At 36.8% G+C, this 16653-nt stretch carries 5 protein-coding genes; all 5 read left to right on the top strand.

The window, feature by feature from the left end:
• The first annotated feature begins 32 nt into the window (after window positions 1-32).
• The 5 genes from BKH42_RS02865 to BKH42_RS02845 all read left to right on the top strand — a co-directional run bounded on the left by BKH42_RS02865 (window position 33) and on the right by BKH42_RS02845 (window position 16636).
• Window positions 33-1091, top strand: coding sequence for a quinone-dependent dihydroorotate dehydrogenase (locus BKH42_RS02865; RefSeq protein WP_095294709.1), 1059 nt, complete (start codon window positions 33-35; stop codon window positions 1089-1091).
• Window positions 1092-1111: 20 nt separating this feature from the next.
• Window positions 1112-2398: a pitrilysin family protein gene (locus BKH42_RS02860; protein WP_095294917.1), complete on the top strand. Its 1287-nt coding sequence runs from the start codon at window positions 1112-1114 to the stop codon at window positions 2396-2398.
• A 9-nt stretch (window positions 2399-2407) separates the two neighbouring features.
• Window positions 2408-3292 (top strand): 4-hydroxy-tetrahydrodipicolinate synthase, encoded by an 885-nt coding sequence (gene dapA, locus BKH42_RS02855; RefSeq protein ID WP_095294706.1) that lies wholly within the window; start codon window positions 2408-2410, stop codon window positions 3290-3292.
• Window positions 3289-4089 carry an enoyl-ACP reductase gene (locus BKH42_RS02850; protein WP_095294702.1) on the top strand — a complete coding sequence of 267 codons (801 nt, stop codon included), beginning with the start codon at window positions 3289-3291 and terminating at the stop codon, window positions 4087-4089. Before dapA ends, BKH42_RS02850 begins: the two co-directional genes overlap by 4 nt.
• Before the next feature lie 652 nt (window positions 4090-4741).
• The gene (locus BKH42_RS02845) at window positions 4742-16636 is read left to right on the top strand and encodes a hypothetical protein (RefSeq protein WP_095294674.1); all 11895 of its coding nucleotides are present in this window, start codon (window positions 4742-4744) and stop codon (window positions 16634-16636) included.
• Window positions 16637-16653 lie beyond the last annotated feature (17 nt).

The following is a 16653-nucleotide window of genomic DNA, read 5'->3' as shown; positions in this document are numbered from 1 at the left end:
AATAAGTGGATTTTTGAGAAAAAAGGTTATGAATGTCCGCATACAAATCAATACGCAATATTCTATTCAAGTTTGAACCAGAGAATATTCATAATGCCTTGGAGAGTATCCTTCAGGCTTTTGGATCCATCAGTATCGTTCAAGACATATTAGCGAAGAATTTTTGCTATAGCAATGAGATATTAAAAAATCAAGTTTGCGGATTAGATTTTTATAATCCTATTGGGCTTGCAGCAGGTTTTGATAAAAACGCCAAGATGATAAAAGCACTGAGTGCTCTTGGATTTGGTTTTTTAGAGATTGGCACGATTACAAAAACTCATCAAAAGGGCAATCCAAAGCCAAGATTATTTCGCTTCAAAGAAGAGCAGAGTCTCCAAAATGCGATGGGGTTTAACAACGATGGATCCCAAGAAGTATCTTCAAGAATTTCAAAAATCTATCCTTATGCGTTGCCTATTGGCATTAATCTTGGGAAAAATAAAAATATTTCTAGTGAGAACGCACTCAAAAACTACGAAGATGTTTTGAAGGATTTTTTAGATTTGGGTGATTATTATGTCTTCAATCTCTCATCTCCAAACACTCCAAATCTGCGAGATTTGCAAAATATAAATTTCGTGCAAGAGCTTTTTTTGATGGCCAAATCCCATACAAAAAAACCAATTTTTCTCAAAATTTCTCCAGATATGCCAACAGATGAAATGCTTCAAGTCTGTGAAATGGCAATACAAAAAGGTGCTGATGGAATCATCGCTAGCAACACCACGATTGATTATTCACTTCTAAGCCAACCCAAATCCATAGGTGGTATCAGTGGGAATGCCTTAAGGGCTAAAAGCAGAGCAGTTTTTGAGGAACTTGCAAGAGCATTTTTTAACAAAACCACTTTGATTTCAGTAGGTGGCATTGATGATGCCCAAGAAGCTTACAGAAGGATAAAAATGGGGGCTTCTTTGGTGCAGATATACACAGGATTTATTTTCAAAGGTCCTTCTTTGTGTAAAAATATCAACTCTAAAATCCAAGAATATCTTATTAAAGATGGGTTTATGAGCATAAAAGATGCGATAGGAGCGGATTTAAAGTGAAAAAAATATTTTTTATTCTAATGATTTTAGGAGTTATTATGGTCAATGCAAAGGTTCAGTCATTTCTTCCAAAGTATGAGCAAATTCAGCTAGAAAATGGATTGCAAATCGTGGTTATTCCGATGAGAAATGGCAGTGGAGTCATAGAGACAGATGTTTTTTATAAAGTGGGATCTAGAAATGAAATGATGGGTAAAAGCGGAATCGCACATATGCTTGAACATATGAACTTCAAATCCACCAAGAACTTAAAATCAGGTGAATTTGATGAAATTGTAAAAAAATTTGGTGGTCTCACCAATGCATCTACTGGTTTTGACTACACACGATATTTCATCAAATCAAGTGCACAAAATCTAGACAAATCCCTTGAATTGTTTGCTGAGCTAATGGGAAACCTATCTCTCAAAGAAGATGAGTTTTTACCCGAACGAAACGTTGTTGCCGAAGAGAGAAGATGGCGAACAGATAATTCACCGATGGGGTATTTGTATTTTAGATTTTTCAATACTGCTTTTGTTTATCACCCCTATCATTGGACACCCATTGGATTTATGGAAGACATCTTGAATTGGGATATTAACGACATCACTAAATTTCACGCCACGTATTACCAACCAAACAATGCTATTGTTTTAGTTGCAGGGGATATTGATCCAAGAGAGGTTTTTAATAGTGCCAAAAAACACTTTTCAAACATCAAAAATAAAATCTCCAAAATCCCAGAAGTTTATATGCAAGAACCAAAACAAGATGGCTCACGCCAAGTCATCGTGCATAAAGATACACAGGTGCAATGGATTGCCATAGGATATAAAATCCCTAATTTTCAGAGCAAAGATCAAGTCGCCCTAAGCGCCATCGCCGATATTTTAAGTGGCGGTAAGAGTGCATTACTTCAAAGCGAACTTGTGGATAAAAAACATCTTGTTTCTCAAGCGTACGCCTACAGTATGGATCTAAAAGATGAGGGCATATTTTTGTTGATGGCAGGAGCCAATAAAGGCATTGATGCTGAGGTTGTCAAAAAAGAAATCTTAGCTTTGATTGATAAAATTAAAAAAGGCAAAATCACTCAAGAACAACTAGATAAAATTAAAATCAATACAAAAGCTAGTTTTATCTATAGTCTAGAAGATTCTTCAAGTGTTGCAGATCTCTTTGGAAGTTACTTTGCTAGAGGTGACATCAAGCCATTGCTAGAATATGAACAAAAATTTGATGCACTCAATATCCAAGATATCGTAGATGTAGCCAATAAATATTTCATTCCCTCAGCTCAAACAACCCTCATCTTAAAAAAATAGGAGCTAAAGATGTTATTTTGTGGTGCTATGAGTGCTTTAATCACGCCCTTTAAAAATTCACAAATTGATGAAGAAAATTACGAAAAACTTATCAAACGACAAATCAAATATGGAATGAATGCTTGTGTGCCAGTAGGCACGACAGGGGAATGTGCTACATTGACCCATAAAGAACACATGCGATGCATTGAAATTGCCGTGAATACTTGTAAGGGCAGTGGGGTAAAAGTCCTAGCAGGTGCAGGTAGCAATTCCACAGCAGAAGCCATAGAACTCGCTCAATTTGCACAAAAAAGTGGAGCAGATGGGATATTGTGCGTGAGTCCTTATTATAACAAACCTACTCAAGAAGGTATTTATGAGCACTATAAGGCAGTTGCACACTCCGTAGAACTCCCTTTAATGCTTTATGATGTGCCAGGTAGAACAGGAGTGAATATTGAAGTTCAAACCGCTATAAGATTATTCAAAGATGTGAAAAATATTTTTGCTATCAAAGAAGCTTCAGGATCTTTAGAAAGAGTCATAGAGTTTGATCAAAACATTAGTGAAATGGCAATTTTTAGTGGAGAAGATGCTATCAATTATCCTATCCTTGCAAATGGCGGAAAAGGCGTCATATCAGTTACAGGCAACCTATTGCCTGATAAAATTTCACAACTCACCAAATACGCTTTAGATAAAGATTTACCCAACTCTAAAAGAATTAATAATGAACTTTATGCTATAAATAAGGTTTTGTTTTGCGAAAGTAATCCTATTCCTATAAAAGCTGCAATGTATTTAGCAGGGTTGATTGATAATTTACAATATCGCCTTCCTTTAGTAGCCCCAAACAAAGAACATATGGATTTAATCGAAAAAACTTTACAAAATTATGAGGTGTTAAAATGACAAGTTTGCAGAATACGACAGATTATATGAAGGGGAAAACTCTTGTTATCAGTGGAGCCACTAGAGGCATTGGCAAAGCGATTTTGTATAAATTCGCACAAAATGGTGTAGATGTTGCCTTTACTTACAATAAAAATGAAGAAGAGGCCGCTAAAATCGCCAAAGATGTAATGGAAAAATATTCTATTAAAGCAAAATACTATCCATTAAATGTACTTGAACCTGAGCAGTATATTGAATTATTCAAAAAAATTGATGAAGACTTTAAGCGTGTGGATTTTTTCATATCCAATGCAATCATTTATGGAAAATCAGTAGCAGGAGGTTTTGCCCCTTTTATGAGATTAAAGCCCAGAGGACTCAATAATATCTACACAGCCACCGTTCTTGCTTTTGTTGTAGGAGCACAAGAAGCCGCCAAAAGAATGAAAGAAAATGGCGGGGGAGCTATCGTCTCCCTTAGCTCTACGGGCAATCTTGTTTATATGCCAAATTACGCAGGACATGGAAATTCAAAAAATGCCGTTGAGACGATGGTAAAATATGCCGCCACAGAGCTTGGATCATATGGTATCAGGGTAAATGCAGTCAGTGGTGGGCCTATTGATACAGATGCACTCAGGGCTTTTCCAGATTATGCAGAGATAAAAAATGCCGTTGAGACCCAATCCCCTCTAAATCGTATGGGAACACCTGAAGATTTAGCTGGAGCAGCGTTTTTCTTATGTGATGACACCCAGAGTTCTTGGCTGACAGGTCAAACTGTTGTGATTGATGGTGGTACCACATTCAAATAATCAAGCATGGGTACTTTTAATATAAAAGCTATCTATTGAATTTATATTTTAGTTGAAATTTGTTCAAAACCACTCAAATTTCAACTATCTAGTTGAAATACAAACAATACCATCACATCAAATTCCAATCAAACGCTTCTCATAATAACTTCTTAGTATCATCAAAACACCAATTCCCTTCTAAATGAGGACACAATCATTGATAGTCAAAGAAGTGCTTTCACTCAAAACCAATTACAATCTTGATTTTAAGTATGAATTTTATCACCTTCCATTCAAAGTAAATGAAAGCAAACCAAAGTAAATGAAAAAAACAGAGATTTCATTTACTTTTGAGTTAAATCAGAGGGGATTTTAGATGAAATTGAGTTAAAATCAGCGAGATTTCTAGTAATAAATAGAATTCTTTCACTTTATTCAACTATCCCTTTCTCAATACATCATTTTGTCTTCTCAAATCTCCAAATTCCCATTTTATCGATATTTTTAAGATTGAAAAATTCATTTAGAATGATTACTTTTGGAAAATTTTTGGTAACTTCTGTGTCTTTTTCTTACTTTTTAAGAATACTTTAAACATTTTTCATTTGAAGTACAGTATAATTTCACTGAATTTGTACATTAACAATCTAAATTAACGACAAGGAACCCTATGACAACGACTAACTTCTTGCGTACCGTACTACGCATTGGTGCCAAAAATATTGGCAATGATACAGAACATAATTTACATACTATGGGGGGGGGGGATAGATTCTCCCTCTTAAAAGCTCCCTCTTCACACTTAGGCAATACCAATCAGTTTTCTAGTACTGAAAGATTTCAAAGCAACCTAAATTGCAATACTACTTCAAGCGAAGTTGATGCTATTAGTTTTGAAAGACTTGAGCATTCATCATTATCTCATCATTCTCAAGCTTCTAAGTCAAAAAAATCTTTTTTTCCTTTATTTTCGTTAGTCCTTTCTGCATTTTTATTGCCATTCACTGCCGATATAGCACAGGCTATTCAAGCCGCACCCATTCGTCCAGATATTTTATCCGCAGATCATGGAAATCTCAACCGTGTTGAGGTTTATTCTCAAGGAGATGCGAGATGTCTTTTAAGTGGAGATGAAGCTTGTGGTAGAGTAACCCAAAGTATTGCGAAAATGTTTCAGATCACTCAGAATCAAACCTATTCTGATGTGTATTATATTTATTACAACTATCGCGCAACCATAAGAAATCCTGCTAGTACAGCCACTTTTTATTTTAATAACTCCGTTGCTGAAGCAAAAGCTGGAAGTAGGACAATTTGGGAAAACTCTGATTTTAATAAAAAATATATTCAAGCTGGGTTTGGAATTCAAGCAGGAAATGGACAGAACATTGATGCGTATTTTAAAAATTCTGCTTATAAGGGAGATTTTAGTTTTTACTACGGTGGTTTTGCTATCCCCACTTACTATACCTTTGATGGGAATTATACTGGAACGTCATATGATTCTCTTAAGGGTAAAGCTTTTGTAGGAAATATGAACATCAGTGCGGGTGCTCCTGTTTTTACCTTTAAAAATGGTGCGGTCGCAGAGATTGGGTACTTTAAAAATCTTGATTGGGATGCAGCTAAATATTCCTATGGTCTTAATGTCAGAAGTGGCGCGAAAGTTCATATCAAAGATTATAATGTCTCTGTGGCTACTGGCGTGGTGAATGTAGATGATCAAGCAAATTTAAAGATAGATAGCTTTGGATACAATGGTTTTGATATGACATTCAAAGTAACCAATGGTTCTATTTTAGAAATCACCAGATTTCAACAAAATGACGGTAAACAGTCTGCTAGTGGTATGTATTGGGGAGCTCCTAATCCCAATATCAGGAAAGAAATCTATGTGGATAACTCCACCTTAAAAGGGGATTTTACTTTAACCAAGCCTACTGATCAGCCTGGTCAAGAAAACTCTAAAGGTAACACCAACTTCCAAATCAAATTCTTCAATAACGCTAAATTTGAAGGCAAATTGATCAACAATGCATCCACTGCCCTAAAGAGTACCGTAGGTGTTAGTGTCTCTAATAGTACCTTACCCACACTTGATTACACCCAGAATGGATCTGATAAGACCACTCCTACCTTCTCTATCGTGAATAATTCTGATGTTGGCTTTAAAAATGTTTTTAAAAATGCAGCTAACTTCAATGTAACAGATTCTAAATTAAGAGATATTAAAAACACTGTGGGTGGAGAGATGCATTTTAATACCAAAAATGCAAACATTGGTAATATCGATATCACTGATAGTGTTAAAGCCACTGCTTGGACAAGTGGTGGTGTCCTCACAGGAACCTTTGATAGTTCCAACATAGGCAATATCAACACCTTATCAAACTGGGCTGATAATATCTCCATCACCAACACCCAAGGAAAAGAGAATCTCAAGATTGGAAACATTAATTTTGGAAATGGCAAGCAAGCAGCAGCTAATGGTGTTAAACTCAACATCAATTTAAATAAAAACGCTCAAGTAGGCAATATCAATGCCAACCAAGCTCAAATCACTGCTAAATTTGATGGTGCTTCTGTGGGTAATATCACTAGTAAAAACACCGATACTTCCAAACCCTCTTCTTTGATCTTCACCAATACAGCAGGACAAAGCATTGGAAAAATAGGAGATAGCACCAATGCATTCAATGGAGATATCAAAGGAACCTTTGATTTCACTCCTGTAACAGGAAGTGATGGAACAACCAAGCAACTCTCTTTAGGAGATATCAATTCTTCTTCAACTTCTAAAAATGATATGAGCTTTGTCTTTGGTGGGGCAGATAAAGATGGTAACACTAAGGGCAAACCTTCTACACCTATTAATATCTCTGGAGGTTCAAAGGATTCTTCTTATACCTTTGCCAACCTAGGAAAACTCAGCACAACAGGTGGGAAAGACATCTCTTCTGTGGCCAATATCAAATTCAGTGATAATGTAAAAATGAGTTCATTTAACCTTGTTGGAACTTCCGTGCATCTAGGAAAAGGAGAGAGCTTAGATGCAAGTTCTGTTTCTAAACTCTTAGGTGTGAAGAGTTCTTCTTTAACTGATCTTAAAAGTGCTTCTTATAACTTTGGGAATGCTAAGGTAGTAAGCAATCCTGATGGTACCACTAAGATTGTGCCAAACACAGATGCTTCTGGCAATCCTGTATTTTCCACCCTCACCCAAGAAGGAGTCACCCATAAACCAGGTGATGGCTTTGTGGCAGGTAAGAGTTCAGATGCCAATATCAAGATTCCTTTAGATGGCAGTAATTTCAAACAAAGTGTTTCATTTAACTTCACTCCAAATGCATTTGATGCTAAAAAAGGAGAGAGTGCTTGGACAGGTAAATTTGATGGGAATAGCTCAAATGTGAATTTCTCTTTTAATAATGCTGGAAGGATCTCAAATACCCAATTAGGTACCACTGATAATCTCAATGTCAAACTTCAAGGCACCACCTTAACAGGTGTCATTGGTGGAGATGTGAAGGTTCCTATCATTGATGCTGCTACAGGCCAACCCCAAAAAGATGAAAAAGGAAATGTTAAAACACAAACCAAAGCCCAAGATGTTACCTTAAGCGTAGATGCAAGTGCTGGATCTGTCACAGATGGACTCTCTATTATTGGGGATGGAAAACATGACATCACATTGGATTTTTCTGGCAACAATGCTAAAGATAAATTCACAGGTGCGATCTTAGGAGGAAATGCTGATTCTTCCATTACCATCAAGAATCTAGATGGGATCAACATCTCTCAAACAGGAGGGGGATCAATTGTAGATGGTCTTAAAAATGCAGGTGTGAGTGGTATCAACAACCCTGATGCTGCTAAAAACCCTGATGGCTCTAAACAGAACATCCCAGCAGATAAGAAACAAAATATCAATACAGCCACAGAGTTTAAGATTCAAGGGAGCGATATTAAAGGAAACATCAAAGATGCCAACTATAAATACAATCTCTCCTTTGATACCAATGCCAATCGTCCTAGTGATGAAACAGGCAAAGAAATTCCAGCAGCACACTATAGTGGGAATTCCATTGACTTTTCTAGCAATAGCAATGATCAAAGCATCAGTTTCTCTGGAGAAGGCTCGATCAATCCTAACAATCATCAAGCCTTAAATGTACACACAGGAACAGGAAACACCAAGTTAAACTTCAATAACACTGGAGCTACAGTGGTGCTTCATAATACAGATAAAGCTGGAGATGATTCTTCTTTATCCATTAAAGGCACCTCTTTGATTGGGGATTGGAATAAAGGAACCACCGATGCACAATTTGATAGCAAGTCTAAATTCTATGGGGTACTTGGAGGTTCAAAAGATAAACCTGTGGTCATCAACCTTCAAGAGAATTCTTTATATTCTAGCAATGATCCTGTAGTGCAAGCTGCTTATGAAGGCAAACTCAAAGGAACCGATAGTTCTGGTAAGCCAATCTTTGGCATTCCAGAAATTGATCTTTCTACCACAGGACTTAAAGATGTGAGCTTTAATGATCCTGGAGAACTCTTAAAACTCAGTGGTCTTTCTAAAGAAAATGGACTTGATAAAGGAAATCTAGTTGCTTCTAATATGTCTTTGATTGGAAATCTCTATAGCAAGTTAGATGAGAAAGCACGCTCTAAAGTCAAAGCCAATCTTTCTTTTAGAACTGATAGCACCGATGATAAAGAAGACACTAGCTTAACTACTGATCACATTGGGGTTTTTGCAGATGGTTCTTCGGTTTCTTTTTATGGTGAAGGAAGTTTAAAAGCCCTCACTCCTTATGATGCAACAACAAAAACAGGTGGGGTGGTCACCATCTCTTTAGGAGGCTTTGATTCAGGCAATACCAATTTCAATTTCAACAATACTGGAGCAAATGTTGTTTTCTCTCAAGTCAAAGGACAAAAAGATGTGAAAGGAAACTTCAACATCAGAGGAACCAATATTGCCTTAGATAATGGTCTTTCTGCTTGGGCAGGTTCTAAAGTAAATCTTGTATTTGCAAATGCATCTGCTAATACTAAAGACACTCTTTTAAAAACACAAGATGGTACCTTGCTCACTTCTAATAAAGATGCACAGGGTCATCTTAAAAATATCAGTGATTATGTGGATACTTCTACGCTTTCTTTAAAAGCAGGAACGGTCTCTTTTAAAGGCACCGATAATCAAATGACCTTCATTGGAGATACTTCTGTTCTTGCTACGCCATTAGTAACTAAGCCAATGGAACTCTCAGGCAATGCAAAAGCACAAATCAATCTCATCAATATGGGTACTGCTTTAGCTATTTCCCTCCAAAACATCATACAAGCCCAAGGAGGCAAGATTGATGATATCGCTACTGCATTAGCTACATTACAAGCCAAACAAAGTGGGCTTAGCGATGAGAGTGCTATTGCTGCTTATGTTGCTAGTGCTAAGAGTACCATCCTAACTGCCCTTTCTAAACAAACCATGGCAGATTTACTCATGCAAAACAACAATGGTGGGGGAGCAGGAAGTGTGCAATACACCTATAACCTAAAAGGAACCACTCTTGGTTCGCTTAATATTGCTGCTCCTTTATCTGCTGATGGTAAAAACCAAACCAATGTGATCATCAATGCCATCTTTGATAATAGAGAATTACAAGATAGAGAGAGTGATGATTTAAAATACTATGAAAATAGCAATGCCATTGGTGCTTCTAAATTAGAAATTGCTAAAGCAGCCCTCAATGGAAATCTTGCTATGGACAATCACGTACATGCTCATTTCTCTTTTATTGGGGAAGATGCCATCAACTCCAATGCAAAAATAACTGGAGGAGCAAGTGATTCTACATTCTTATTCCAAGATCTCTCTTTGAATTTTGGAGCAGGTTCTGGCTTTTCTAATTTGGGAATGAATGGAAAGGTGATCTTAAATGGAGTGAATGCAAAAGGAACCTTCCAACCCACAGGAAAAGTAAATTTTGTGAGTTTAAATAGCGATAAAAAAGAAATCACAGGTCTTGTGTTTAAAAACTATGAAGACAATCAAGAGGTTTCTACTTTGAGTGATAATCTTGATAAAGATGGTCATCTATTTGGCACCAATGCAAATCTCTCTGATATCTTAAAAGTAAAGAACACTTCTTTTATTGGTACCATCGATAGTAGCTCCCCCACTGTTTTCACCTTTGCTGGAAAAAACTCTTCAGGCTTTACCTCTAATACTACTTCAAATGCAACTTCTTTAGGATCAAATGCTAAAGATGTGACATTAAACCTCATTGATGTAGGCGTGGTGCAAGTAAGCAATATCAATGCAGGTGCTAAAACTGATGCTCCTTCTAATACCATCAATCTTTATGGTCAATCTGCATTGAGTCTAAATACCGTTGGTTCTAAAACAAGCCTCTCTGTTGGAGGAAACGATAATGTTATCATCAATGCACTCATTGATAAAAGCAATGCTGCATTATGGGGAGCTAACGATCAAGGAAGCTTGGGATTTGATATTGAAGGAAGCACTGAAGTGAATTCTATTTATCATATCACCTTTAATGGAGGCATCCCTTATCCGAGTACCGATCAGTCTTTTTATACTGGTCAGATTGGATTATTAAATACTTCTTCAGTGATCAACTTCATTGATGCAGGGAATTTAAGAGACTCTCAGTTTGAAAACACCAAAGCAGCAGTGAATCTAACCAGAACGACGGTTTCAGGAGATATTTTCTTCAACACTGGTTTGCTTGATTTTAGTAATGGAAATTCTGCTTTCTCTGGAAGTGTGGTCTCTAAAGATCCAAATGATAATAAAAAAGATCTTTATTTCAATTTCACAGGCAATAACAAAGCAGATAAGATATTTAACAATACAGGAAAAGATCATAACTTCTATCTTTCAGGGGGTGAAGGTTCAGTTTTTACCTTCATCAATTTAGTGGATAATCATTTCACTTCTAGCCCCACTCCTATTGTGTGGCAATCACGCAATAGCACAGATTCTGTTTTTAACACCTTAGGGTTTAATGGAGTGCATTTTAGAGCAGCAGATAATGCTAGAGATTATAAAATGTTTGGAGGCTCTAAGGTCTATCAAAACTTAGATGCAAACACCACCTTTAGATTTGTTGGGACTTCTATCACAGGAAATATCAATTCAGGCTATAACCTAGATTTCACTTTCTATAATGCTAAAGGTAGCATCACTGCTTATGGAACTGCTGTTGAACTCAATGAAGCATTTTATAATGGCACTTCTATCGCTTCAGATAAAAATCTCTCCATCAATGCGATTGGAGCAGGTTCATTTGGAAGCCAAGAAGTCAGTTTAAAAGCAGGTGGCACCTTAAAGATGAGTGCGAGTTCAGATGATGGAGAAGTGGGTTCTATTTATGTTGCTAGTGTGAATGCTGGTTCAAGCTTAAATATCAATCACTTAGGCTTTAGAGGAAGGTTTGTGACTTCTAAAGATGCTAACAATGAAGGTGGGGATATCACAGCTAATTTTACTGGTTCTGAAGTGCAAGATGGCTTTGTCTTTGGAACCAAAGATGGTTCTTTAAACCTCTCACTCTCAGATACCACCTTAAATAATGCAAGGGAGCAAAAAATTCTCATCGGGAATGCCAACACTGTTAATTTGAACTTCAATAATGCCAATATCATCAAGATCTACTCTTCAGATAAATCCTTTGAAGATACCATCACAGATGCTGCTAGCCAAACCACTTGGGGAGAAAATACTGAAGGAGGTCTTATTGGAGCAGGTTCTATTACTTCAAGAGGCACTTCTATTATTGGAGATCTTTACACACAAGTAGATGCTAAGTCCAAAAAATCTTCTTTATTAGCAGATTTGAGCTTTGATAGCACTTCTAATAATCCTAGCTTTTATCAAGGCAATTATATTGGTGCACTCAAGGGTGGTTCTAAACTCTCTTTTATTGGTAAAGGTTCACTTAGGAGTCAAGATAAAAGTTCTACTAACCTAAAAGGTTATGATGCACTCACCAAGAGCGATACAGGAACTGTTCAAATTGATTTAGCAGGAAATAGCGATGCATTAGATCTCACCTTAAATAATACAGGAGCTAATGTTGCATTAAATCAAGATGGAAATAAAACAGGATGGTTTGTGAGAGGAAACTTCAATGTCAGAGGAACCAATCTGAGTTTGAAAAATGGACTAGATACTGATTTTGGTGGTAATATTTCTATCAATGCAGTGTTTGCAAGAGCACAGCAAAGCACCCAGTATTCTTTATTATCCACTAAAGGGGGTAATCTACTCACTGATGCTAAAGATATCAATGGGAATGCTAAAGATATCAATGATTATGTAGAGGCTTCTACCTTAAATGTGGGCAATCGTTTGCAAATAAGAGGAGGTACGCATTATTTCACCTTCATTGGAGATGCTTCTGTGCTTCCTAGCACTGATACGGTTGTGTTGGCTAATTTTGCTAGTGTTGTCAATACCAATCTCATCAACTTGGGCAATGCACTTTTAGCTAGCATTCCTATTAAAGATGCTTCTGATAATCTTTCTACCATAACTGCAGGGAGCATTTTATTCAAAGGAGCCACAGGTGGTGGAGGTAGCACTGCTACATATAACTACACCTTAAGAGGAACCAACCTAGGTGAAACCACCATTGCTTCTGGATCTGCTAGCAATGATACTGAAAAAGTAAAAGTCAATTTCAATGCCATCTTTGATGCTAGAGATTTAAACAATCGAGTTGATAGCAATGGAGATGCACAAGAAGATCTTCAATACTACAGTGATGCTAAAGCCATTGGTAATACTAAATTAGAGATTGCTAAATCCAGTTTAAGTGGAGCTTTGAAATTAGGCAGCAATGATGATGAAGCCAAGCTAGTGAATGCCAATGTATTTTTCTATGGACAAGGATCATTTGGAGAAAACGCTTCTATTACAGGAGGTTCAAGTACTTCTAATGTCTTCTTTAGTAATTTAGCCAACCTTGATTATTTAAAATTCAATACCTTCAATGGAACTTCTTATGTGGTGAATTCTTCTATGAGTGGAAACTTAGCTGATGATGCTAATGCTAGTGCTACTAGCACTCAAGGAGTACTCAAAGCGTATTTCAATCAAAATATGGGCGATATGAGTGATATGAGTGAAAAAGCCAAAGAATTTGTTGATGCTGCTAATAAAGCACTTTCAGGTGGCATTAAATTAAATCTTTCTACTGATCATATCTTCAATGCAGCCATAGGAAAAACTGCTGGATCACTACATCTTGCTTTTATTGGAAGCAATGCTACAGGAAGTAATTTTAAAATAGGAGATGACAATAAGGCTAATATCTATTCATTTGTAGATTATGGCAAAATCGATCTTGCTACATTAGCAAGTAATGGTTCTTCTGTGAATGGTACGATTAAATGGGTGGGGAATTCTTATCAGGTAGGAAAAGTTCATAACTCTGTGGATGCTAATGTTGATGTCAATACTGCAGGGGATGAAATCAAACACAATGAATATCAAGCCCAAGATGGCAAACAAGATATTAACTTTGACTTTGGAGGTTCTATCAATAACCCTGATGGTTCTAAAAAGGAAATTGGAACGATCAAGGATGCTTCTGATATTAAAGATGATAAAGGAAATGTGGTTAAAAAAGGGGGTGCCACAGCTGATAGTACCTATAGTGTTTCTAATCTCACCAATAGCTCTAGTTCAAATCCAAACGATCATGCTTTTAATACCAATAATGATAACATCATCAACTCTCTCAATCAGCTTCTCAATCCTAATAATGATGCTTCAAAAGATCCTTTCCAAAATACCACTGGAACCATTGGTATTAAAGATACCAATATCAAAGGAGATCTCAACCAAAATAAAAACTACAAAGATAGTGCTGGAAATGACAAGCAATTTACTGGAACCATTGCAGCAAACTTTGATAGCACGAACACAAGCAATCCTTCTTCTTTAGATGGAAACATCAAAGGAGATGCCACTAAAAATATCAGCTTTAAAGGAGAGGGTAGTTCAGGGTTTAAAAATGATAAGACCATCTCAGGTGGAGATAAGAACTCTCAATATTCTTTCAATGATGTTGGAACCTTAGATACCAAAGCCATTAACAATATCTTAAATGGTGGAGAAACCTACAATGGTTCAGGCACAGCAAAAGCTTCAAATGCTGGAAATTTTAACTTTGATGGTTCTACTTCTATTAAAGGCAATATCACTGATGCTGCTAATACTTCTAATATCAAAGATCAAACCATCAATATTGGAAAAGATAAAACCACATCACCTCATGGAATGCAATATGAAGGAGACATCAGCACTAGTGCAAAAGTAGATGCGAACTTTGGAGTTGGAACCAAAGTAAAAATCATCAATAAGAACGCTCAATCTGTATATGATTTCTCTAACTTTGCTAATGAAGATGCTCCAGTGGTTGCTGAGATTGATATGGACTCTTATCAAAAAGGAAGAGTGGTTGGATTTAATGGAAGTGTTTCTTTAATAGGAAGCATTCAAGATATCAACAACACAGGCAATCAGTATAAATTCGTAGGAGGCAATGGTAAAAAAGCAGGTCAATGGATTCTCACCAAAGATTCTTCTGTGGATTATATTGGTATTGGAAATAAAGAAGTGAGCATGGAGGCTTTGAATGCTCCAACCCTCAATAATCCTCTGGCTATCATTGATTTAAGAGGTGAGGATGCTTTTAATTCCAATATAGCAGGAGCTAGTTTGATGGGGGGTGCTTTTATTAGTGGAGCCACAGGTGGTTTTTATGATAATTATGTCCCACTTAATATTTCAATCAAAACCCTAGATGCCACTAATGGCGTATGGAGATTAGGTGTTAATCTTGCTAATGGCACTAGCTCAATGATCAATATCTCTAATGTGGCAAGTTCAACCAATCGCGTGAATTATGTGCAGTTCTTCCCTCAAAAAACAGGGAACTTGAATGCACCTATTTTATTTGCAAATGTAGGGGCTTCTATTTCTCCAAACTTCTTTAAAGGCGTGGAGTCTAAAGTAGGACTTAGGATCTATACCCCTACAGTTGTTGGCATGAATGTTACTAGAAATGCAGGATCTTCTGGAGGAACTAGTGGTACTCCAGATGTTAAATCCACTGAGTATTATTTGACCGCACTGAGTTCTTCTATCAACTCTGATGTAGTCACTCCAATTGAACAAACCCTCTCTAGTGCTTATAGGAACTTTAGGGTTGAAACCAACAACCTTCATTTAAGAATGGGTGAATTAAGAGGAATAGGTGCATCTCAAGGTGCTTGGGGAAGGGTGATGAATGGAATGGGAAGTGATGATAATAATAAAGACTTCTATACCACCATTCAAGCTGGATATGATTATAAATTTGATGTGCTAGGTGGAGTGAATTATGTAGGGGTTGTTGCAGACACTTCTATCATCACTTCTAAAGGAAATGATTATCAAGGAACTGGCAATACATTAGGATTGGGTATATACAATACCTATTTGATGGACAATGGCCTTTATGTTGATGCCATCACCAAATACCTTTATATGCACAATAGGATTGATAGCCTTACTACTTCTGAACAAATCTTAGGAAACCATGCTTTCTTATTAGGAGCAGAAGTAGGCTATCGTTATCATCTTGATAGTTTATTGCCTTTAATGAAGATCGCACTCAATCCTTATACCAAAGGTTATTATGTTGAACCTCAAGTAGAAATCATCTATGGTTATATTGGAGGAAACAACTTCCATACATCTATCAATTCTGTATCAGAAGCTTCTAGCATCTCTGCTACCTTAGAAGGCAATCACGCACTCATCTCAAGGATTGGAGCAGTATTTGGTAAAGAAATCAGAACCAATGGGTTTTATGGAGACATTCGATTGGGTATCTCTTATGTGAATGAAGCCAATACTGGAGGAAACACTTCTTTAGTAGATTCCATCAGTCCAGATGCTATCACTTCTAGCACTCCAAGTAATAATAAACTCAATCTCTCCTTAGGAACCAATGTGAAGATCAATGAGGATTGGAGAGTGTATGCTGATGTGAGCAGAACCTTCTTTGGTATTTATAATATTGATTACAATCTCAATATTGGGGCAAGGTTTAACTTTGGTAAGAAGACCTCTGCTTATCAAAGAAACATTCAAGCACAAAAAGAACAAGAAGCCAAAAGAGCTAAACAACAACAAGCCAGTAAAAACAACTTAGGCATTCAAGCTTCTAAGATTCTCTCTATTGATGAAGCTAAAAATAAATGTCAAGGGTGTGCTCCAGAATCAGGGTACTACTATAAAGTAGTGACCCTTTCTTCTAAGAATGCTAACTTGGAGAAACAACTTAAAAAGTACCCCTATCGCATCTATAGTTTTAAAGACAATAAGAACCAAACCCTTCATAGTTATCTAGTAGGCCCTTATGTAGATAAAGCACAATTAGATAGCCATAAAGCAGATATAGACAAGCTCACACAATGGGCAAACAACAATAACAATGCACAAGCTGAAGTTTATGAAGTCAAAAATGCCAAGTGAGAATACAAGCATCAAGC

This window comes from Helicobacter sp. 13S00482-2 (assembly GCF_002272795.1).
Lineage (GTDB): Bacteria > Campylobacterota > Campylobacteria > Campylobacterales > Helicobacteraceae > Helicobacter_J.
This window is presented reverse-complemented; position numbering and strand designations above follow the sequence as displayed.